17 protein-coding genes and 1 pseudogene are annotated in these 23,343 nt (G+C 46.0%); 7 read left to right on the top strand and 11 right to left on the bottom strand.

Going from position 1 to position 23,343, the window contains the following annotated elements:
• The 4 genes from COT43_00560 to COT43_00575 all read right to left on the bottom strand — a co-directional run.
• A partial coding sequence (locus COT43_00560; GenBank protein PIS30972.1) for a hypothetical protein occupies nt 1–220 on the bottom strand: 220 nt, incomplete at its 3' end.
• A gap of 325 nt (nt 221–545) precedes the next feature.
• Nucleotides 546–2,510, bottom strand: a complete 1,965-nt coding sequence (locus COT43_00565; GenBank protein PIS30973.1) for an oligopeptide transporter, OPT family — start codon at nt 2,508–2,510, stop codon at nt 546–548.
• Nucleotides 2,511–2,530: 20 nt separating this feature from the next.
• Nucleotides 2,531–2,794, bottom strand: coding sequence for a hypothetical protein (locus tag COT43_00570; GenBank protein ID PIS30974.1), 264 nt, complete (start codon nt 2,792–2,794; stop codon nt 2,531–2,533).
• A 163-nt stretch (nt 2,795–2,957) separates the two neighbouring features.
• Complete coding sequence (locus COT43_00575) at nt 2,958–4,157, bottom strand: hypothetical protein (GenBank protein ID PIS30975.1); 1,200 nt, start codon at nt 4,155–4,157, stop codon at nt 2,958–2,960.
• A 161-nt stretch (nt 4,158–4,318) separates the two neighbouring features.
• On the opposite strand from COT43_00575, the gene COT43_00580 reads away from it, so the two are divergent.
• Together COT43_00580 and COT43_00585 are read left to right on the top strand one after the other, a co-directional pair.
• The gene (locus tag COT43_00580) at nt 4,319–7,135 is read left to right on the top strand and encodes an excinuclease ABC subunit UvrA (protein PIS30976.1); all 2,817 of its coding nucleotides are present in this window, start codon (nt 4,319–4,321) and stop codon (nt 7,133–7,135) included.
• A 361-nt stretch (nt 7,136–7,496) separates the two neighbouring features.
• Complete coding sequence (locus COT43_00585) at nt 7,497–8,678, top strand: aminopeptidase P family protein (GenBank protein ID PIS30977.1); 1,182 nt, start codon at nt 7,497–7,499, stop codon at nt 8,676–8,678.
• Between the two features lie 3 nt (nt 8,679–8,681).
• On the opposite strand, the gene COT43_00590 is transcribed toward COT43_00585, so the two are convergent.
• Complete coding sequence (locus COT43_00590; GenBank protein ID PIS30978.1) at nt 8,682–9,833, bottom strand: hypothetical protein; 1,152 nt, start codon at nt 9,831–9,833, stop codon at nt 8,682–8,684.
• Between the two features lie 187 nt (nt 9,834–10,020).
• Here COT43_00590 and COT43_00595 point away from each other — a divergent pair, with 187 nt between their 5' ends.
• Genes COT43_00595 through COT43_00615 form a run of 5 tightly spaced genes read left to right on the top strand, consistent with a single transcriptional unit; the run spans nt 10,021 to nt 15,506 of the window.
• On the top strand, nt 10,021–12,108 hold the full coding sequence (locus COT43_00595) for a hypothetical protein (GenBank protein PIS30979.1): 2,088 nt from the start codon (nt 10,021–10,023) through the stop codon (nt 12,106–12,108).
• A complete protein-coding gene (locus tag COT43_00600) occupies nt 12,105–12,899 on the top strand; it encodes a hypothetical protein (protein PIS30980.1) in 795 nt (264 codons plus the stop codon). Before COT43_00595 ends, COT43_00600 begins: the two co-directional genes overlap by 4 nt.
• Nucleotides 12,896–13,441: a hypothetical protein gene (locus COT43_00605; GenBank protein ID PIS30981.1), complete on the top strand. Its 546-nt coding sequence runs from the start codon at nt 12,896–12,898 to the stop codon at nt 13,439–13,441. Before COT43_00600 ends, COT43_00605 begins: the two co-directional genes overlap by 4 nt.
• The gene (locus COT43_00610; GenBank protein PIS30982.1) at nt 13,442–14,308 is read left to right on the top strand and encodes a hypothetical protein; all 867 of its coding nucleotides are present in this window, start codon (nt 13,442–13,444) and stop codon (nt 14,306–14,308) included.
• 31 nt (nt 14,309–14,339) lie between these two features.
• Nucleotides 14,340–15,506, top strand: coding sequence for a hypothetical protein (locus COT43_00615; GenBank protein ID PIS30983.1), 1,167 nt, complete (start codon nt 14,340–14,342; stop codon nt 15,504–15,506).
• On the opposite strand, the gene COT43_00620 is transcribed toward COT43_00615, so the two are convergent.
• The 6 genes and pseudogenes from COT43_00620 to COT43_00645 form a co-directional block, all read right to left on the bottom strand.
• Nucleotides 15,420–16,349 carry a hypothetical protein gene (locus COT43_00620; protein PIS30984.1) on the bottom strand — a complete coding sequence of 310 codons (930 nt, stop codon included), beginning with the start codon at nt 16,347–16,349 and terminating at the stop codon, nt 15,420–15,422. The two genes, COT43_00615 and COT43_00620, sit on opposite strands and share 87 nt — an antisense overlap.
• A 4-nt stretch (nt 16,350–16,353) precedes the next feature.
• A complete protein-coding gene (locus tag COT43_00625) occupies nt 16,354–17,448 on the bottom strand; it encodes a hypothetical protein (protein ID PIS30985.1) in 1,095 nt (364 codons plus the stop codon).
• Entirely contained in the window at nt 17,448–19,130 is a 1,683-nt protein-coding gene (locus tag COT43_00630; protein ID PIS30986.1) for a hypothetical protein, read from the bottom strand. The genes COT43_00625 and COT43_00630 overlap by 1 nt, the downstream gene beginning before the upstream one ends.
• 40 nt (nt 19,131–19,170) lie before the next feature.
• Nucleotides 19,171–19,941 carry an AMP nucleosidase gene (locus tag COT43_00635; GenBank protein PIS30988.1) on the bottom strand — a complete coding sequence of 257 codons (771 nt, stop codon included), beginning with the start codon at nt 19,939–19,941 and terminating at the stop codon, nt 19,171–19,173.
• A gap of 228 nt (nt 19,942–20,169) precedes the next feature.
• Nucleotides 20,170–21,017, bottom strand: a pseudogene (locus tag COT43_00640) (DUF3800 domain-containing protein).
• Between the two features lie 166 nt (nt 21,018–21,183).
• On the bottom strand, nt 21,184–23,328 hold the full coding sequence (locus COT43_00645) for a hybrid sensor histidine kinase/response regulator (GenBank protein ID PIS30987.1): 2,145 nt from the start codon (nt 23,326–23,328) through the stop codon (nt 21,184–21,186).
• Between the last annotated feature and the right edge of the window lie 15 nt (nt 23,329–23,343).

Consider the following 23,343-nt stretch of genomic DNA (forward strand, 5'->3'; position numbering starts at 1 on the left):
TGGCATATTTTTCGACAATGGCTTTACCATCCTCTTCGTGAGAAAGAGTCATGGTGTTGATGCCAAACAGGTAGCTCGAGGTGAAACTATCACCCCCAGAGAGTGTAACTGTCAGAACGCTGTCTTCCGTTTTCCAAGTGAAAGTCTCGTCTCCATCGCTTGATGAATGTATGCCCGTCCCGTCATCATTTATTGTGACGATCGCTCCACGCGTTGACAAGACGCCCTTAACACTTTTGGTAACGAGATGCCATTTCCCGACAAAAGAATCGTCGGTTACATCGGTCGAGTCGATTGGTTCCTCATCTTTCGGACCAAAGAGATCTTCCAGTCAGCCGTTCAACATCATCGCCATTGCCGACAAAAAGATTATCAGAAATAAAGTTCTTCGATTCATATTATTTCCTTTCATTGCCGGAAAATTCTATCCGGTTTTTTTAAACTGTACATCTCACTTTTGTCAAATTACAAGAACAAGTTATCCAAAACCTCTATGGACTATTGTGACACAAAACAAAGAACCCAACAATCGAAATAAATCGGATTTATTTCTTAGCGCGACAGGAATCCCAATAGAGATAAATGCACAACACCGCGAACATAACGAACCCAAAAATCTCGCCACCGGCTGATTCTACCCATTGCAATGTTCCGATGCCCTTTGCCAGCGTCCAGCCTTCGCCGAAGAATTTTTGTCCGATGAAGATAATAAATGCCGAAACGACTCCCATGATCGCTCCACCCGCAATAAATCCTGAAGCGATTAACGTTCCACGTTCGCTCCGCGCTTTGGTAAGCACCTCATCCTTACTACTTTTCGAAACTAAATACGCAACGAAGCCACCGATTAGCAATGGCGTGTTCAACTGGATCGGCAGGTAAATTCCGAGAGCGAACGCTAAAGACGGAACTTTGATAATTTCGAGAACGATTGCCATGAATACTCCGGCCAGATAAAGTTCCCACGGCGCTTGGGCTCCGGTCATCAAGGGTTTAATAACAGCCGCCATTGCGGAAGCCTGCGGCGCTTGTAACGGCGAATTTCCGCCAAAACCGAAAGTTTTGTTCAAAATCAAAATCACAAATCCAACCGAAGCGGCCGAAAAAAGTGTACCGAGAAATTTGTAGCCTTCCTGCTTGATTGGCGTCGTGCCGAGCCAGTAACCGGTTTTCAGGTCCGAGATAAACCCACCTGCCATCGAAAGAGCCGTGCAGACAACACCGCCGATCAGGAGCGCCGCCAGCATCCCGTGGTCACCATTCAGTCCAACTTTAACCAGAATAAAAGATGACAACAACAACGTCATGAGCGTCATTCCGGAAACCGGGTTCGTGCCGACGATTGCAATCGCGCGCGCCGCCACGGTGGTGAATAGGAATGCAATTATACCAACGATTAGTAATCCGACTATCGCCTGCTTCGGTGTGACTTGAATGCCAAAAAGGAAGAAGAAAAAAATCACAATCATCGTCAACGCCAAGATGATCGTTACCCACTTCATCGGTATATCCTTTTGCGTGCGGGAACTCTCTTCGACGGCGACGCCTTTGGCGCCACCGAACAGTTCTTTACCCGCTAATTTGAAAGCGCCGCCGATGATTTTGGAAGATTTCAAAATTCCGATGATTCCAGCCGCCGCTATCGCGCCGATGCCAACCGGCCTGACATAGGCAAAGAAAATTGCATCCGGCGTTTGGCTTCCCAAACCGGCAACATAACTGACAACCGGTACGATTACCCACCAAGCTAAGAATGAGCCGCTGGCGATGATCGCCGAGTAGCGCAGGCCAATAATGTAACCGAGCCCCGTCACCGCCGCCCCGATATTGATTTTGAGTACCCATTTCAACTTGTCAGAAAGAAATGCGCCCCAGTGAAAAACTGAAGTCGAAACCACCTCTTTCCAAAAACCAAATCCGGCTACGCAAAAATCGTAAATTCCTCCAACCATCGCCGCAGAAACGAGCACTTTCGCTTGGTCGCCGCCCTCGCCGGCAATCAGTACTTCGGTCGTTGCGGTCGCTTCGGGAAAAGGAAACTCGCCGTGCATGTCTTTAACAAAGTATTTACGGAAAGGAATCAGAAACAGAATGCCCAGAAATCCGCCCAGCAGAGAAGCCAAAAATATCTGGATATAATTAGCATTTAAACCGAGAATATAAAGTCCTGGAATCGTGAAAATAGCACCTGCGACAATGACGCCCGAACTGGAGCCGATGGATTGTACAATGACATTTTCCTGCAAAGCATTTTTACGCTTTAGTAAAACCGACATTCCAGCCGCAAGAATCGCGATTGGAATTGCCGCTTCAAAAACTTGCCCAATCTTTAAGCCCAGATACGCCGCCGCCATCGAGAACAACACCGAGTAGAACAATCCCCAGCCCAGCGAGTAGCCAGTCACTTCCGGAACAATAGTTTGCGCCGGAATTACCGGCGTGTATTCTTCGCCTTCTTTTAACTTTCGGTAAGCATTTTCTGGCAATTTCGTTAAATTTTTCTGCTCCATGAATCCTCCCTTAGATAATATCAGTGCGCTTTTTTGAGAATGTAATTTTTTACGCTGTCAGAAATTTCATTGTATAACTGGTCAATCTCTTCATCTGGAAGAGACTCTAACCATTCACGCACCTTTTTCCCGTATTTCTGTATCCAATCTAAATAAGCGCTTTTTCCTATATCGCAACCATGCTGGTTGCTGCAAATCCATTTATATTTTTCCATCTCGGCAATCTGGATGCCCATCTCTTTCTCGTGCCGCGACAGAATTTTTTTTGTGTTTTCCTGTTCCATAACGAAGTAAATTTTTCTACCGGTTTCCGATCTATTGAATTCTCGATTTATGTCCTACATCCATATTGCGGGAAAATATAGGTCAGCAAGTTCTCATTTGCAACCCCAAAGATTGGGTATTTGAGGCTAAATTCCCTCAACGAAATCTTGGTTGGTGTGTTGCTCAATCACTGACGATCAGAAGCGAAACGATCACGGCAAAAAACATGGCGATTAGCACCGGAATTGTGATCCGCCGGTAAAATCCCTTCAGGCTTGTCTTGAAGTATTCCAGCGAGACAACGAGACACGGATGAATTGGCGAAACTAAATAGCCCATGAAAACCGAAAAGAAGACGATGGCAAACACGGCGGGCGTCATCGCCGCATAGCCGAATTTTGCATAAAATATCGGCAGAAGAATCGAGACGGCGACCTGCGTTCTCGCCGTTATAAAACCCAGAAAAAACGCTATTCCTACAATGAGAAACGTTTCGGAAAATACGATTTCAGCAATAACGCGTGACGCGTCGGATGCCTTGAAAATATTCAAATAGAAAAACATCCCAATGATGAGTAAAAAGTAACGCCACGGCTTGTCTTTGATCGCCAGGCTGAGAAATTCTGATGGTGTTGTTCTGGCAAAATAACCGCCGAGCACAAGGCTGACGACAATGCTGACAATCAACGACACTTCTGGAAGCCAGCTTTTAAAAAGGTTGATCAGAATTAGATGCAGAACCGGAGCAGAAATAATAATTAAGATTGGCAACCAGAACTTCCGACTATCGAATGTACCGGTTAACCGACCGTTGTCTTTCAGCGGAGCAATGAAGAAAAAATAACCCAGAATCGACAATATCATCGCGCCCGGAATCAACAAAATCACTTCGTAGTAGAGGTTCAGATTAGCCATTTTTGTCGTCGGCAAAAGCCCGGCAAGCGGATAAATCAGAATGAGATTGTGACGAAACCAGATGTTCAGAACATTTAAATCATCGTTAGATATATCGTCAGCGCTGACCTTTTTGATAACCGGCGCTGAAAGTAAAGCGCCGCCGGGCATGACCAGCAATCCCATAAAAGACGGCATCGACATGAAGAATAATTTTTTCTTGATATTGAGCGAATTGATCATCCCACTCATCAATCCGCCCGAATCCAAAACAGAGCCGATCAGCGGGATCAATCCAACCGCAATCGCCATTAGGATGATGGAAACGTCGGTCACAGTTGCAAAGAAAGCGCGGGCGATATCAGACAAGCTCAGATTGAAAAGCCCGAGACCCAGCGCACCGATAAATAGTCCAAGCCAGAGATTCTTCTGGGCAATGACGATGATGAGAAAGACGCTGACGATAAAACTAATCCAAACAATAGTCATATTTATTCCTGTTTTAAAAAGACGAATTTCAAAATTCACGGGAATCTATCATCTTATGACCCAATCTTGCAATGATGATGAGTGATTTACGCATGGAAAAACCTTTTTAGTTCCCGAAAAAGGGTGATAATTTTACCAGATATTTTGAAATAGGATAGTCAGTGAGTAGCGAATACATTATCGTCAAAGGTGCCCGCGAGCACAATCTAAAAAACATCGACATTAAAATCCCACGCGAGAAATTTGTGGTAATTACCGGACTCTCCGGATCCGGCAAATCGTCTCTCGCGTTTGATACAATTTATGCGGAAGGTCAGCGCCGGTATGTGGAGTCGCTTTCCGCTTACGCCCGACAGTTTCTCGGCTTAATGGAAAAGCCGGACGTTGATTTCATCGAAGGTCTGTCGCCGGCGATTTCTATTGGACAGAAATCCGCATCCAAGAATCCGCGCTCAACTGTCGGAACGGTTACGGAAATTTATGATTATCTCCGCCTTTTGTACGCGCGGATTGGCATTCCGCACTGCTATCAGTGCGGGAAATTAATTCAAAAACAAACGGCTCAACAGATCATCGATTCGGTGAATAGTTATCCTGCCGATACCCGAATCATGGTTTTAGCGCCGCTAATTCGCGGAAGGAAAGGCGAATATAAAGAGATTTTTAAAGAAATCCGCCGTGAAGGATTCGTCCGCGCGCGCATCGACGGCAAGATTGTCGATGTCGACTCATCGATTTCCTTAGATAAAAATAAGAAACACAACATCGAAGTTGTCGTTGATCGCTTAGTCATTTCCGACTCGGTGCGTGAGCGATTGGCGGAATCGGTAGAACTTGCATTGAAAATCGGATCCGGGCTGGTCGTCATTCTTGTCAATGGCGAGAAAGAGCATCTGTTCAGTGAAAACCTTGCGTGTCTCGATTGCGGGATCAGTTATGAAGAACTGTCGCCGCGAATGTTCTCGTTTAACAGTCCGTACGGCGCCTGCCCGACCTGCGACGGACTCGGCACACAAATGGAAATCGATCCAGAATTAGTCGTTCCGGATGAATCGAAATGCCTCAGCGAAGGCGCTATTATTCCGATCGGCGAACAACCGCGCGGCGGTTGGTACTCCGCTATTCTCAAAGGCGTTGCAAAGGCTTACGACTTTGATTTTGTGACGCCGTTCAAAAAATTGCCACAGATTGCCAGAGACGTTTTGCTCTATGGAACAGAAGGCAATCGCGTTCCCATCAATCTGAAATCCGAACGAATCAACGGACAGTACAACGCACCATTCGAAGGAATCATTCCGAATTTGAGACGCCGATACAATCAGACCAATTCAGTAGGCATTCGAACATGGATTCAGCAGTTTATGAGCGTGAAAAATTGCACGACTTGCGATGGCAAGCGTTTAAAAAAAGAGAGTCTGTCCGTTACAATCGGCGGAATGAACATTTACGACATCAGCAATCTATCAATCTCAAAATTCCTCAACGTAATCGAAAATCTCCAGTTGACAGCGGTCGAAGAGCAAATTTCACATCAGATCATTAAAGAAATAAAGGCGCGCGCGCAGTTCTTGGTAAACGTCGGCGTCGATTATCTGACACTGAATCGCACGGCGCAATCGCTTTCCGGCGGCGAAGCCCAGCGAATCCGGTTAGCGACGCAAATTGGCTCACAACTCGTCGGCGTTCTGTATATTTTAGATGAACCCAGCATCGGCTTGCACCAGCGAGATAACTGTCGTCTGATTTCTACGCTAACGCGTCTGCGCGATCTTGGGAATACCGTGTTGGTTGTTGAACATGATCGGGAAACTATCGAGCACGCGGATTATGTGATCGATTTAGGCCCCGGTGCCGGTGAAAACGGCGGACATATCGTCGCTTTAGGTTCTCCGGAAGAAATTGCCCAAAATCCGGATTCGTTGACCGGACAATACTTATCAGGCGTAAAAAAAATACCGGTTCCTAAAAAGCGGCGGGACGACAACGGCAAAGCGGTTATCATCAAGGGTGCTAAGGGTAACAATCTGAAATCGATCGACGTAAAATTTCCGATTGGAAAATTCATTTGCGTGACTGGCGTATCAGGATCCGGTAAAAGCACATTGGTAAATGAGACTTTTTACCCAGCTTTACACAAATATTTCTATCACTCCAAGATGACGCCTCTGAAATATACCAGTATCTCGGGTTTGGAATTTCTCGATAAAGTCATCAATATTGATCAATCACCTATCGGTAGAACACCGCGCTCGAACCCGGCAACATATACGGGAACATTTGGGCCAATCCGTGAATTGTTCAGTTCCATGAAAGAGTCCAAAATTAGAGGTTATCTCCCAGGACGTTTTTCTTTTAACGTGAAAGGCGGACGTTGTGAATCATGCGGCGGAGATGGCATTAAGAAAATTGAGATGCATTTCCTTCCAGATGTCTATGTTACTTGTGAAGTCTGCAAGGGTCAGCGCTATAACCACGATACGCTTGAAATACGGTACAAAAACAAAAACATTTCTGAAGTTTTGAATATGACTGTCGATGAAGCCTTCGACTTCTTCGATAAGATTCCAACAATTCATAAAAAACTCCAAACACTCAAAGACGTCGGGCTGGGATATATCAAACTCGGTCAACAAGCAACCACGCTTTCCGGCGGCGAAGCGCAGAGAATTAAATTGGCGACTGAACTCAGTAAGGTCGGCACCGGCAGGACAGTTTACCTTCTCGATGAACCAACGACCGGTTTACATTTTGAAGATATTAACATGCTCCTGAATGTCTTAAATCGTCTGGTCGATAACGGAAACACGATCATCGTCATCGAACACAACTTAGATGTGATCAAGACTGCCGATTACATCATCGATTTGGGACCGGAAGGTGGGGAAGCCGGCGGCACGGTTGTTTGCCAAGGAACGCCGGAGAGTATCGCCGGCAACACCGATTCCTACACGGGTAAATTTCTCCGAAAAAAACTCTGATCCCTATAAAGTGTCAACCGCGCCTGACAAACAATGTATAGCGCGCCTGACATTTATCAACCCTCGATTTATTCAGCACGCTGATTACTAATAACATACACGTTGGCATAAGGATTGTAACATTACAAAGCGGTTTTTGGAAATTGTTATACAGTAATCTCCGCCAACATGATACATCCCACGCACCATTCAAAGGCGCACTTACTTCAGTTAATGTTGACATATCTACTAGTCCCAAATAGGGAAGCGATTTCGCCCGAAATGCTTCCCTTTTCTTTTTTGCTAATCGCTGGTCTATCGAAAATTTTTCGCTATATTTGAGATGCCATGTGGCACAACTAAGCATGATAGAAAGGACATTATGCAAAAAGAAAAGATTAAACAGGCCATTGGAATTCTTGAAGAATTAAAAATCGACTTATGGCTTACTTTCGTACGCGAAAGCGAAACAATCCACGACCCGAGTCTGGATATGATTCTCGGTGCAAATTGCACATGGCAATCGGCATTTCTGGTTTCCCAAACTGGAAAAACGATCGCCATCATTGGTAGTCTCGATAAAGAACGCATCAAGTTAACCGGCGCATTTGACGACATTCGCGTTTATGTTGGTGGAATTGGAGAATCCCTTATCGCGGCTATCCGCGAATTACATCCGAAAGAAATCGCAATCAATACTTCGGTAAATGACTACATGGCCGATGGACTGACACATGGTATGTATGAAACGCTGATGGAATATCTATCAAAAGCCGAATATAAGGGAAAAATTTTATCATCCGAAAAAATTATCAGCGCGCTTCGAGGACGAAAGTCGGCATCGGAGTTAGAAAAAATCAAGGCTTCTATCGCCGTAACAGAAGATATTTATAATCGCGTATCGACTTTTATGAAGCTGGGAATGTCAGAAAAAGATGTTGCGGATTTTATTCTGGATTGTGTTCGTCAGCAGAATCTGGTAACGGCGTGGGAAGTCAGTTCTTGTCCTGCGGTTTTTACCGGACCTTTTTCAGCCGGAGCACACGCGGAACCGACGGCTAGAATCATTGAAAAGGGTCATGTTCTGAACATTGATTTTGGCGTAAAAAAAGACGGCTACTGCTCGGACATTCAACGAACATGGTATTTTTTACGTGACGGCGAAAAAGAGGCGCCCGAACCGGTCATGCGGGGATTCAATACCATCATCGAATCCGTACAAAACGCCGCAGAAGCCATTCGCCCCGGGAAAATGGGTTGTGAGATCGACGATGTTACGCGCAATTATATCGTATCCAAAGGCTACCCGGAATTTCCGCACGCCACCGGACATCAGGTCGGGCGCTCGACTCATGACGGCGCGGGCGGTTTATCTCCACGATGGGAACGTTACGGCGAAACACCGTTTTATCGACTGGAAGAGGGTCAGGTTTACACGATTGAACCGCGGTTACCCATAGAAGGCTACGGTGTTGCTACCGTTGAAGAAATGATCGTTGTAACGAAAACCGGATTTGAATGGCTTTCGCATCCGCAGAAAAAAATATTTTTGATCGGAGAATAAAAATTACGCTTCTTGGCGAGATGAAGTCGTCTGATCTGAGTGCTTAAGAAGGTCGTATGTCTCGAAGTAAACCAGCATTTTGAAAAACACTTCGCTGAGTTGAGCAAAACCGACGATCCACCGCCAAGGATTTGAGAAAAAAGAAAAGAACTTCTGATGTCGAAGAAGTGGCGATAGGTGTGCCGTCACTCCGCCGGAACTGGTTATTGCTTCTGCAAGAACCCGGCTTTGATCACAGTTCAGAACATTATCTGTAATACCGTGAACGATCAGGATCGGTTTCAGCAAATCGGTTTGAATCGTAAGCGGCGATAAAACGTTCCGATAATTCTCCGCTTGTTCTAATAACGTTGCCAGTTTCGCTTCACCGACATCGGTTCCGCGAAGAACAGACAGAAAGAAATCGCGTTCGCGCTTCCCAATTTTTCGGATGTCATCGGTAGCCCATTCGCGCCGGCCCATCAGATAGTTGATAAACGCTTGTCTGAGCACAGCTTTATCTAATGTCGGATCAATGTCGTCGAGAACGTTCAAGGCGAACAATATGCGTAAATACGGATCGGGAACAACCCGCTCTTTTTTTCTATCGCTGACAGTTTTTCCAGAAAAAGCAAATTGAACTGCGGATTCTATCGTTGTGTACGGCGAGAAAAGCAGTATGAACCGAATATTCCGATTAATCTCCGGATCTTCTGCCGCGAGCAAAGTCAACCCAGAACCGAAACTTTCGCCGAAAATGCCGATTTTTTCGGGTTTGACAATATCCAATTCGGCAATTCCCTTAATAATTTTTTTTAGGGTTTCTAAAGATTCCTGCTTCAGAAGATAACCTTTCGTATCATCAAGAATCGGCGCAAAAACATGAAAGCCAAAGAAAGCCAGCGCCTGAGCAAGGTAATTCAACATTCCATAGTATCCATCGGACGCTTGATTTCCACGAATCAAGATTACAGCCGGTTTTTGAGCGGTCGGCGTTTGCGAATAACGAAGAACAAGAGCGGAACCGACATGAATTTGTTCGCGTCTCACGGTGAACACAAAACGTAACATCGTCATTAGAAATCGCGGTTTAACGATGAAGGCCGTTATCACAATTGACGAAAACCTTGTTTTGATCAAAAAACCAGATTCTTTAAAAGTCCGCACTTGCTTCATTGATTCGCTATCGGTAATTTCTGTTGAGTAATTGTCATGTGATACTAAAAGAACATATCCGTACGATAAGTTAATATGACAACCGTTTGTTTGGAAAGTCTATTTTGGGAGATTGCTTCACTTTTTACCTGCGAAGAACAATCGCGCGAAAGTCAAAGCGTGCGAGTAAAGTCTATGTGACGAAAAAATGATGGTAAAATCCGCGAATAATCACTGGAATTTCAGACAAGTTTGTGCCAACGTCTGGCGTATCATTGTCAAACAAATCGAAATTAGTCCAGCGTCCGAATTTATTCGATTGATTCTTTCTTCACTGGCCATCGGCGTCATCGCCGGTGTTCCGTCGATTCTATTGATTTCCGGAATCAATGCGATTAAGACTTTTTCTTTCTCCACAATGGCAGATTTGAGTGCATATTTACCCGTATGGATGATCGTTGCCGTACCATTGTTCGGCGGTTTGATCGTGGGATTAATGGTCTGGCTTTGGTCGGAATTGGCCGCCCAGAAAGGCGTCGTCGAAGTCATTAAATCCAATTTTCTTTATAGTGGAATCATCAATTTTAAGACAACGATATTTCATTTTGTTGCGCCGTTAATTTTTCTCGGAATGGGCGGAACGCTTGGACCGGAAGCGCCCGCCGCTCAAACAGGCGCTGGGATGGCTTCGTTATTGGGTCAAGCCTTTCATGTGAACGAGAGGCGCCGTCGCGCTTTTCTTGCCGCTGGAATGAGCGCCGCTATCGCCGCGATATTCAATGCGCCGCTCGGCGCCATCTTTTTCTCAGTTGAGATTATTCTTTTCAATTTTTTCCAAACATCGACATTCTCAATGCTAATCATTTCCGCGTTTACTGCCGACTACCTTTCCAGAATTTTTCTTGGCGGGGGAACCTTTTTTATCCTTCCTCCAGCAGTTATTCGCTTTTCACCGGAGTTGTTATTTTTTCTGCTTCTTGGAATAATAGCGGGTTTGATAGCGCTTCTCGTACTGAATCTGAACGACACGGTTAAAAACTTTTTCAACAATAAATTATCCCGGTTCAATCCTCTTACCAAATTGCTACCGGTTATGCTGATTTTTGGGATCGCCGGTATTTTCTATCCGCAAATCTTTGGAATTGGTTATGACACGATCCACGCAATTGCCATGGGCGCTGAATCGGCAACAACTGTTACGGCATTGCTGGTTCTTAAGGTGGTTTTCACTGCGCTGTTGCTGTCGGCGGGCGGCTTCGGCGGATTGTTCGCGCCGTCCATGTTTATCGGCGCGGCGATTGGAAATCTATTCGCCGTCTTCATGAATTCCGGCTGTGGGCTGTCGCTCGACGTAACGGCTTTCAGCATTGTCGGAATGGCGGCGGTTGCGGCTTCCGTCAACAGTATTCCAATGACGGCTTTAGTAGTGGTTTTGGAGATTACGGACAATTCTCATTTAATCGTTCCACTGATTCTCGGCATCGTCATGAGTGAGATCATTGTAAGATATTCATTCAAAATGTCGGTGCATTATCTCGGATTGAAACAGCAAGGCGTCAGACTTTTCGATGGACGGGAACTGAACGTCCTCAAATCGCTCAAGGTTAAGCAAGTCATGTCTCCGGAGTTTCACAAAATCAACGCCGATATGAGCCTGAAATCATTTATCCGCGTCATTACTGCCGCATCAGCAAACATTTACTGGGTGATCGATTCCGCGGGTAAGGTCACCGGCTACGTTTCGTTTTCTGACCTGAAGCCGATGATCATGGAAACGGATCAGGTACGTTCGCTGGTTCTCGTTTCGGAAGTGATGAATCGCAATGTCGCCACCGCAAAACCCGAAGACGACCTCGATTATATCATGAAATTATTCGGTCGGTTGAATCTGGAAGAGTTGCCGGTTGTCGATCCCAAGACGGGAAAAATCATCGGAACGGTTTACCGGCATCACGTCATCCAATTATACAATCAGGAAATTTTCAAACGCGAGACGGTCGGCGATCTTGCTACGCAGTTTCAGACGCTTGATCAGGTGCGGTACGCCGATCTGGACGACGATTTTTCGATTCTCGAAATGCCCGCTCCCGAAAGCATGACTTACCAAAATCTGAAAATTCTCGACTTGCGGAAACAGTGGGGAATTCAGATCGTACTGATCAAACGATTCGACTCCGATGGGAAAAAGCATGTCGAGGCGCCGGGCCCGGACACGACGATTCTTCCGGAGGATCTCATTGTTATCGTCGGACAAAGTAACGCCGTACACGAATTTCAGGAGAAATATCTGGAATGAGCGACGCGATCAGCCGCCGCGAAATTTCCTTTCTGCAGGCGCTTGAACAGAAAAAATACCGCGATGAATCCGGTCAGTTTTTAATCGAGGGCGTCAAACTCGTCGCATCGGCGCTCTCCGCTGGTTTTCCGATCAAAAATATAATCGCAACTACGAAGATATCGGAAAACCTTCCGCCCGAAATCGCGCTTCACCTCAAGAAAAAAACTGTTCCAATGTCAATCATTTCCATAAAAGATATGGAGCGAATCAGTTCGCTGAAATCTCCAGAAGGAATTTTGGCAGTTGGACTTATCCCAGATAGTCGTCTGGATAAAACAACCGTGGCGCCGATTCCGGCTATTTATCTGTGGGAAATCAACGATCCGGGAAATTTGGGAACGATTTTCCGAACGGCGCTCTGGTTCGGCATCCAAAACATTTTGTTGTCGCCCGGGTCTGTTGACCCTTACAACCCAAAGTCAGTGCGTGGTTCGATGGGAGCGCTTTTTGTGTTGAAAGTTTTTTCAGAAGTCGATCTTCCCGCGCTATCGGCGCTCGTCCAAAAAATTGGCGCGAATCTGTTGGCGGCTGATGTATCTGGCGTTCCGCCGCAGGGCAAAACGATTGGTAATAATTGGTTGATGGCATTCGGGAGTGAATCGCACGGTCTGCCGGAAGAAATTTTACAAAAAGCGAACTCGACTTTTTCTATTCCCAAAAGAGGCGATGGCGAATCGCTCAATCTTGCCATTTCCGTCGGTATTATGCTTAATGAAATCACCCGAGAACAGAAGTTAAAAACTCCATGAGTACGCTTTCCACCATTTTTCTGACGCTGATGCTGATCGTCGCGCCCGACTCGCTGGCAACTCTACAGGGTGTTTTGAGCGTCGGCGACAACGCGCCAATGTTTTATGCCAAAAACCTCAATGGTGGCGATTTCTTTCTCAGTCAAAGAGTTGGTTCTAAAGTTCAACCGGAAAAACGAACGCCGATTCTGATCAGTTTTTTTAGCACGTCTTGCATTGCGTGCCGACAGGAAATTGGTTTCCTACACACAATCCAGCAGGAATTTCCAAGCATTGAATTTTATCTGATCGATATCAATGAACCGGAAGAAATCGTTAAGCCGTACATCACGACAATGAATTGGTCAATACCAACACTGATAGACCGCTGGGGCGGCGTCGCCAAGAAATACAAGGCTATCGCTACGCCGACACTGGTGATGATTGCCGAAACTGGAAAAGTCTCTTTCTATAAACGCGGCTACGATGCAAAAACCAACGAAACTATCCGTCAGCAACTCCGCAAACTAACTGAAAATCAGGTGCAAAGCCCAGCGAAATGAATGGAAAAAGTAATGCCTGAAATTATTCCAAAAACTAAAACAGCAATTTTCTTGTTGATCTTTGGGGTCATTTTCGGAATGACAACATCGATTCTCATTGTATCCGTAGTAACGACACGAGATTCTACCAACGATGCTACCTATCTCGGTCTGTTGGTTGGCGAAGGTTTGATGCTTCTGCCGGTGGCTTTGTTTTGCAAGAAACTCGGTTCGTCTTATCGCACGTTTTTCCGCATGAAAGCCGTCTCGGCAAAGTCACTCATCGCCATTTTGCCGGTTGGGCTTGGAATGGTTGTCGTCATGGATGAAATGGATCGCCTCGTTCAGATGTTTTTTCCGGCGCCCGAGATTTTCAAGCAAATCGATAGAATCATGACAATAGATTCTATTCAATCGGCGCTCGCTATTATCGGTTTTGTCGTTATTTTAGGTCCGCTGTTCGAAGAAATGCTCTTTCGCGGTTTTTTCCAACGAATTCTTGAGTACAGACTTAACGATGTAACGAAAGCCGCTCTCTATTCCGCGCTGACATTTGCGCTGGTTCATTCCAATCCGTGGGGAATTGTACAGATTTACATCATCGGCGTCTTTCTAGGCTATATCGCATGGCGAACCGGCTCGATCTGGGTTTCGCTCTTTCTTCACGCAATCAACAATGGATTCTCGGTACTTTTTTCAAATCTGCCAGACGGCGCGTTATCCGGGTACGAATTTCATGGGCATATGCATCCGGCGCTGATTATCGCCGCGGTCGCGGTGTTTTATCTGGGAATGAAATGGTTCGTCGCCGTGACGCCGGTAGTTGAGCGAGATGAAAATATCGTGTTCATCGAGAATATTCATGATTCATCGACTTTTACCTCATGAAAGTATCGATCTTTAAAAGGTGGGTTTTCTCATGAACATCATTTTCGGGATAGCGTTGACTTTTTCTTTAATATACTTTGTGTCATTACTTGTCTATATCTACGGATTAGAATTTCCGTTTCAACCGAAAAACGTCAATCGCCCGTTCGTCAGCGTCGTTATTGCGGCGAAAAACGAGGAAAAGCAACTTCCCGGTTTGCTCGCAAGTCTTTCCAAACAGGATTATCCGGCAGATTGCTACGAGATCATCATTGTCGATAACGAGTCGGAGGACGAATCGCTTGCTATTCTAAAAGAAGCCGAGCGAAAGAATCCGAATCTGAAGATTCTTTCGACCCATGGAATCGTCTCGGATTTTACTTTTAAAAAAGCCGCTATGAATCTGGGAATCGAAAACGCCAGAGGGGAAATCATTCTGACAACAGACGCCGATTGCGAACTTCATTCCGGCTGGATTTCCTCGATGGCCAGATGTTTCGACAAGGAAGTCGGTCTGACGGCAGGCTACTGCGGATTTCGGTATAATCACCGGATTTTCCACCGTCTCCAGGCATTGGATTATCTGATGTTAATGACTGCCGAGTGCGCTACGCTGAACCTGAATCTCATCTGGGGATGTGCTGGAAACAGTCTTGCCTTCCGAAAATCCCTGTTCCGGGAAGTCGGTGGATATAAAGACATTCGTGAGCGGATCGGCGGCGACGATTCGCTCTTTATGCAAATCGTCAACCGGAAATCGTCCGCCAGAATCGTTTTCGATTCTAATCCGCTTTCGATCGTCCAAACGCAACCGGTGGATACGATTTCCGGTTTCATCCGCCAACGCGCGCGCTGGGCCGCCGACGCCAATTATATGTTTCATCTGAATATTCCGTTTTTCATCGTTATCGTTTCTACATTCATCGCCAACCTCGCGCCGATCGGATACTTCATCGGCTGGCTAGCAGGAATCGTCGGAGTAGCACCGCTCGGCATTCTTATTGTCTTAAAATTGGTCGGCGAAGTAACCGTCGCATGGCGCGGAACGCGATTGTTCCGACAGACAGAACTGCGCCGCGTTTTTGTCCCTTGGTTTTTGCTTCAACCTTTTTATGTCGTTCTGATGGGAATTTTAAGCTTCTGGGGGAATCGAATGGACTGGAACCGGAAGCGCTCGCCGCTTGACTTGATGAAGCAAGATGAAAACCAGTCCAACTAACGCAGGCAAAACAAAATTCGTCGAAAAAATAAACAAACTTGTCGCTACAGCAACCGACGATTTTACGCCGAACAGTCCGAATAAATAGATCGAAAGGTTTTCCCGAACGCCTAATCCGGCAAACGTGAACGGTACGCTTCCAGAACAGAGCACGAAGATTACCGCCGCCGCGCACGATAACCACGAAATTGAACTATACCAGTTCAGAACAAAGTGATATTGCCAATTAATCGCGATGAGCGAAACGAGCGTCAACAAACAAGATTGCAGAATCAGTGAATACCGCAAAGTTTGGGCGGGAACGAATTTTCCGATGAATTTGACTTTTCGCAGATAGGGAAGAAACAAACCAGTCACCACAGCGCTGACCGCGAGAATGACAAAAACAATCCGCTGACCGGGAAAAAGATAGAACCCTGCAACCGCTAACGCCAAGACCTGCGTCACCGCCATGGTTGCCATCTCAACGCCATAGGCAATGAAACCGAGACGTCGCTTTCCGTTCAGATAGTAAATCTTCAAAAATTCCGCATAGCCGCCAGGAATCAGCAGGCGGAATGTATAGCCGATGAAATATGATTTAAGCGTTTCTGTAAAACTCGCCGGGACGCCGTTACTTCGCAAAATTAACCCCCAGCGAATGACCTGAAGCGCCCAATTTGCGAGAATAAACAATGCAATTGCCCCTGTTTGAAACACGTCGATCGTTCCATAAATCCGTCCAAGCTCAGAGAGATCAACCTTCCGGATAGCGATCCGAACCAACAGAACGCTGATCGCGAGTTTGATTATCAGAGTCACGATTCCCTTGATGTAAAATGATGCGGATTTACGATTCACGATTGGCTCATTTCCACTTGTAGATTTTCAGCGATCCGACCAATTGCGACGTCAAATAACCAATCGGATATATTGCCCACAAGATGGGAAAGTACTTCAACAAATTAATCTGTCTGAAAATTCTTGCGCCGTGATATGCCGCAATGAATTCGGACAAAAATTTGAACATCAGCAAAATACTAAGCCAGTTCCAGAGCGACGGTGAAAAAACCATGATCGCCAAAACAATATGAAACAGGAAGACGATCATACCAAGCAGAAAGAATGGAATCGTCAAATTGAAAGCCTTACTGTTCCGGCGTAACTGCTGATGAATATATTTTCTCCCAAAAGTCATCGGTTTGGTGCTGACAAAACTGGCGGGATCGGTGCTATATGCAAAACGCCATCGCGTCAAAGTACGGATTTTCTGCATCAGGAAAAAATCGTCGCCGGTATCGGTATTTGTGCCGTCATCATAGCCATTGACATCTTCAAACGCCTGTTTACGATATGCCAGATTTCTTCCGTTTGCATGAGTCGGTTTGTTGTAATAAGTCGATGCGGCGGCGACCGATGCTTCGCAAAGCGTATCGAATCGCTCGTAAATGTTCATGAAGCCCTCGCGAGTCTCGACCGGACTGTTTCCCAAAACCATTCCAACGCTCGGCAGGAAATATTGAACCATTGACGTTATCCAATCCGGAGGAACGATGCAATCGGCATCAGTGACCATGATAATCTCGCCACGGCTCTCGCGAACGCCCAGCGTGATCGCACCCTTTTTTCCTTTCAAAGGGTCTGATGATTTGTCGTGTCGCAGAACTTTCCAATTTTCTTTTCCTGCGGCATAATAATTCATGATGTTTGTCGTGCCGTCCGAAGAATCGTCATCAATCAGGATGACTTCGTACTTATCTTCCGGGTAGCGGAGTTTCGTCAGGCTTTGAAGCAATTGGCTAATGACATTCGCTTCATTTCGCGCGCAAACGATAACCGAGACGGCGGGTGTTTGGCGAATGCTCCGCGTCATCCGGATAAATATCAGACCGAGCGCGATCAGCAACATGATCAGCAGATAAAGAAACGCAAGGATGGTGGAAAACTCGATGAGGTTCGTCATTAAAAATTGACTTCCATCTCGATATATCCGAATCGGTGAGATTCCCGTTCGTCTCTCAATTTGACAGCGTTGAATTCCGCTCCGATCTTGATATAAAAATCATTGAACAGTTCATAATTGCAGACGAATTTCAGCCGGTTCGTCGTCTGAATGTCACCCATTAGCCATTTTGTGGAATGGTCAATTGTCGTATCGCGCAATTCGTAACTGACTGTCGGATTTCCGCCCCAATAATGCGTTGCGTCATCGACACCTTGTTCCAAATTCAGAAATTCTCCAGAAACCGATAGTCGTCGCGTGAAACTCGCGCTGATCTGGAAAAACCACGCTTGCGAATTCGGTCCGTACGGAAAACCAAGACAGATACCATTCTGCGTGTAATCCGTCGTCAGCGTCTTATGAGTATATGTCCACGGACGAACTGCAGTGAACTCTGCCTGAAAATCGACTGGGATCGAAGCAACTGTCGGCGAAAAGCGCGCTCCCGCCTGAAGAGCGTGTTTATTCGCCCACCAATGATTTCCAAGTTCGCCGAACCGCATTTCGTCTATTAGTAGGGAACCGTAAAGCGTCACGTTTTTAATAAATGTTGTCTTGAAATCCATCGCCATCAGCATGTTGTCGCGGTCTTCCAGCGAATGACCGGCCGCCCAGAAAAATCCAAACGGCATGACGTAAGACAGTTCGATTTCACGATCGCCGTAAATGACCATTTCGCTGAATCCGACGACAGTCGTTTCGTGAAAAAGCGGAATGTCAAGGCGATGTGCCGCGATGTACTTCGAGCGATTCCGTTCTTCGACTGGCAAATAGCGGACATGTGTGCTGTCGTTCATCAGCGAACCGTGGAGAAATGTCAGTTTGACGCCTTTGAACCGTGTGTTGAATCCGATATAAGAAAACATCGGCGCGCTTTTCGACAGGATCAGGTTGTTCGTTCCGCTTGCGCCCCACGAAACCGGTTGGCGATACAAACCGAGATCGAACCGGTCATTATGATAAACGAGTGAAGACTGAAGGACATCCAGCGTCACGATGCTATCTGGTTGGAACAGGCTCCAACTACCGATTTCCTCGTCATACGGTTCGGTGAACGACGGATTGTATTTTTTTATGATGCGGGCGAAAAATGTATGAAACGTGAGCGATTTTCCCAGAGCGCCACGAAACAGATAGCGGTCGGAGATCATCTGTTTTTGGTGATTGTCTTTCCAGTCAACCCGGGCGCGTGCGCCAACGTCGAACCAGAAGATATTTTCGCCGTTTTCGTACATCAGGAAATGATTTTCCTCGACGTAATTTTCACGCGAAAAGAGTTTCCCCGGGAATTGCCGGAAGTAACGCTTATTATAAAACGGGGCGTCGATCGAATCGCTCGGTGATGCTTGGCATTCGGTTTCATAGCGATAATCGGCGAGGAATTCCCGAAGGAGGTTCCTTTCAATGCCGGAAAGTTCGGATTCCTTCGCCGCCGCTTTTTGAAGAAGCGCAACAACCTCATCGCGGGTGAGCGGCAAATTCATATCACTCAAACCACGAACAATCCAACGCGTCTCCAATCGTTTTAGAAAATCATATACAGGGTCGTTTGCCGGGACATCCAATCCAATAGCAAAAACCAGCGCGGGTAAAGCGGCAAGCATTAGGAAGAATTGTTTCAATCTTCGGTGATTAAAAATCATAACCTTTAAAATATACGATTATTTTTCTCCTCATCGAAAGTTAGTACCGGAAATGTTTGATGGGCTCACCGTTGACGCCGATTTCTGTCATTGCCTCGATGCCGATCATCAGATGGATTCTCGCCCATTCAGATGTGACCTGTTTGTCTGACTCTTCGGTTTTGACGCCTTCGGGGGTCGTTGGCAAATCCGAAACGAGCAACAGCGCGCCTCGTGGAATTTCATTGTAATGACCGACGATAAAAATCGTCGCCGTTTCCATATCGATCGCAATGCAGGTCATTTGGCGCAATCGATCGTGAAACGGCTGATCGTGTTCCCAGACGCGCCGGTTTGTCGTATAGACCACGCCGGTGCGATAATCATAACCGCGCTGAACGATCTTTTCGGAGACGAATTTGTGCAATTTAAATGATGGCAGAGCGGGCACTGCCGGCGGATAATAATCGTCGCTGGTTCCTTCTCCGCGGATGGCGGCGATCGGTAAGATGAAGTGGCCGATTTCTGTCGATTTCTTTAGCCCGCCGCACTTACCGAGAAACAGCGCGCCGGATGGCTTAATCGCAATCAGCAAGTCCATAATCGTCGCGGCATTCGGCGAACCAATACCGAAATTGACGATCGACAATCCGGAAGAATTCGTCGCCGCTTGCATGGGGTGTCCCTCGCCATAAAGATCACAGTTGAATGTCTGACAGAAATTCTCGACATAATTACGAAAGTTCGTCAACAGGATGTATTCACCGAACAGATTAAGCGGCATGCCCGTATAGCGCGGCAACCAGTTTTTAGCTATTTCGAGTTTATCCATATTCATATCAAAATCCTTATCGAATCGATTTGCATATCGGTGGCAAGATAAGACGAAATCCGGTTTCCGCCAAGAAAATCGTTTGGGACACTTCACTCTGATTGGATTGTTTGTGCGGTCGTGGATTAATTTTATCGTTATACTGAGTATAAAAATATTTCTTTGCAAATAGAATAAATATCTCTACACTATGCCGGAGGCTTTGCCGGGAAACTGACATTGCCTTTTTTATTTTACGAAAATCACGCTCCAAATATTCGTGTCTGGATGCCCTTCAAGATCTCTCGTCGTAGAATACCTTAACGGTTTCAATAGTTCGACAAATTCGTCCAATTCGCGTCTCACAGGTTTAGTCATTCCTCTTAGTCTAAATCCCCATGAAATAATGTAGGCGATTATATCGGCGATTTGAATGCCCGTTGTTAGATCGCTATGAACAAAAAACGGTTCGGGAATTACCAGTCCTGAACGAGTACGTCCCTTTGAGGTCTTTTTAAAGTAGTTCTCTAATTGAGAAACCAGAACATGACTTTTCGATTTTTCAAGTTCATCGAAAACGATAATCCCTTGATCTTCTCTTTTCTTGTCTTCCAGATAATAATACATTCGTTCAAACGCATAGACATAATCTCTTCTGAGCAATCCATCAGTTTCATCGTCTGTTTCCCTGATAGGTTCAGACGAAATCGATGCGAATATTTTTACACGAAACTGTGAACAGATTTCCAACAGTTTTTTGACGTAATCAAGTTTAGATTGTGATAATGCTGCCATTTGCCTTCTATCTGCAATCGAACCATTCTCATACACTGCTTTGCAAGGAGTGTTCTTTCATCAATATGGATGGAATCGAACGAGGCGGCTTGCTTGAACACCTTCTTCTTTAAAAACTTGCTACCTTTAATCTCTCGCTTCTGGCCGCTGTAGCGCGTTCCTAAAAGTTGGTCTTCTAAATTTTTAAGTTGAGATACAATATTCCACAAATCTCTATCTTCAATGGCAACCCCGCACAGGACTTCATAAGGAGAATTGCGTCTATCAATTCCGCTTTCGTCTATAAAGAAGAAATATGCTATATAATTCACTTCCCCCGTAAATAAACCTACAAAATTCGCTTTAAAACAAGACGAAATCCGGTTTTCGCCAAGAAAATCGTTTGGTCTGGTCGGGTTAATTGTGTCAAATGGGTTAATCGGGTAGAATATGTTGATTATGCCTATCCGCCTTGGGCGGACAAGCCAATCAACTTTTACTATCCAATACCTTGCGAACATTTTTCAGGACATCAATCGGCATAAACGGTTTCTGGATAAATCGCGCCAGTCCGGATTTGTAAAGTTCGGATTTATCGTCCGGGCTCAGGAAACCGCTGGCAAGAATTACTTTGGCTTTCGGATTTATCTGCCTGATCCGATGAAAGACCGCATTTCCCATCAGTTTCGGAAGTCCCATATCGGTTAAAACGAGCGCGATCTTTTCTTTCTCGCGGGCATAGATTTCGACGCCCTCGATGCCATCTTTCGCTGTCAGGACATTATATCCGTGCCCGCTCAAGACCAATTTCAGCATCTCAGAAATCATTTCTTCATCTTCGATAACCAGAACGGTTTCACTGCCGCCCTTGATATCGGAAAATCCTGCCGTATTCTGCGAATTGATTGTCTCGGAGGACAATGACGCCGGCAAATACACGGATATGGTCGTTCCGACTCCAACTTTGCTTTCAACATCGATGAAGCCGTTGTGACTGGAAACGATACTGTGAACGGTGGATAAGCCCAAACCGGTGCCTTTACCCAATTGCTTCGTCGTGAAGAACGGCTCGAAGATGCGATCTATTGTCGCCCGATCCATGCCGACGCCGGTGTCGCTCACGGTAATCTTGATGTATTGATCCGCTGTGGCATCCGTCCGTCGCTGGCGGATTGATTCGCCGGATTCGCACTTATCCGCTATTCGGAGTATTCCGCCCTCTGGCATGGCATCGCGAGCATTCACGCAGAGATTCATTAAAACTTGATGCATTTGTGAGGCATCCGCCAAAACAAATGGCAGGGATAGTTGAATGTCTGTTTCGAAAACAATTACTTTCGAGAAAGTCTCTTTTAACATTTTAACGGTATCGCTAATCAAATCATTCAGATTCACCGGCGCAATTAGCGGTTCGCTTTTGCGCGCGATGGTCATCAATTGTTTGACAAGGTCGGCGCCGCGTTTACTCGTCTTTTCGATGGTGTCAATACTGTGCGTCGCTCTTTCCGGAGTCTGCTGACCCATCTTCATCAACTGGGAATGCCCCATGATAATGGCGAGGATATTGTTGAAATCGTGCGCAATGCCGCCGGCTAATTGACCGAGCACCTCCATCTTTTGGGCCTGGCGTAAATGCTCTTCGCTCTTTTTTAATGCCTCTTCCGCCCGCTTGCGTTCGGTTATATCGCGGATGACGGCGAAGGTAGCCGGATTTCCGGCGTAATTGATGATTCTATATCTGACTTCCACATCTATCACGGTTCCATCTTTTTTCAGAAAGGTGGTTTCATATTGATTCGACATGGGTTTTCCTGATTGGCGATCTTTCTGCCGTTCGTAGAGATCTTCTAATCCTTGTTTGGTAAAAATTTTAGTGAAGGGCACACTCGCTATCTCGGTCGCTGAATATCCCAGTATTTCGGCAAATTGGGTATTGGCGAATACGATTCGGTCATTTTGGGTAATCTCAACGCCCTCAAAGGCATCTTCTACGAGCAGACGGTATTTTTCTTCGCTCTTTTGCAATTCTTCTTCTATCTGTTTCTGTTCGGTGATGTCGTGATTGATCGAAACGAGTCCGGATTTTTTACCCGAGGCATCATTCAGAACGGATAGAGTGCTCAGAACGGTTAGCGGTTTGCGGTCTTTTAAATGATGCACGATCTCACCAGACCAGGTCCCAACATTACTTAATTTTTCAAAGACTGTTTCTCTGGAGTCATAACGATACTCAGGACTAATAATATCGTGGAAATTTTTCCCGACAACCTCATCCGACTTCCAGCCATACATTGCCTCCGCCGCCGGGTTCCATAGGGTGATCAACTTATTCTCATCCGTCGCGATGATGGCGTCCGAGACATTTTGCAATAAGTTAGCCTGATAGCGTATCTGCTCTTCGGCCTGCCTTCGCGTCGTAATATCTTCATAAGCGCCCAACATCCCGATGATTTTACCTTTACTATCTTTTAAGGGAACTTTACTGGTCTGTACCCAGCGTTCGCCCTCTGGTGTGGTTTGAGGTTCCTCATAGACCAATTTTGCTTGGCCGGTTTGCATGACTTCCCGGTCATCTGTTCGATATAAATCAGCCTGTTCGCGCCAGCCCATCTGGTAGTCATCCTTACCGATCAACTCACTGGGGTCTTT

It is taken from the genome of Candidatus Marinimicrobia bacterium CG08_land_8_20_14_0_20_45_22 (genome assembly GCA_002774355.1).
Taxonomy (GTDB): Bacteria; Fidelibacterota; UBA2242; order UBA2242; family UBA2242; genus 0-14-0-20-45-22.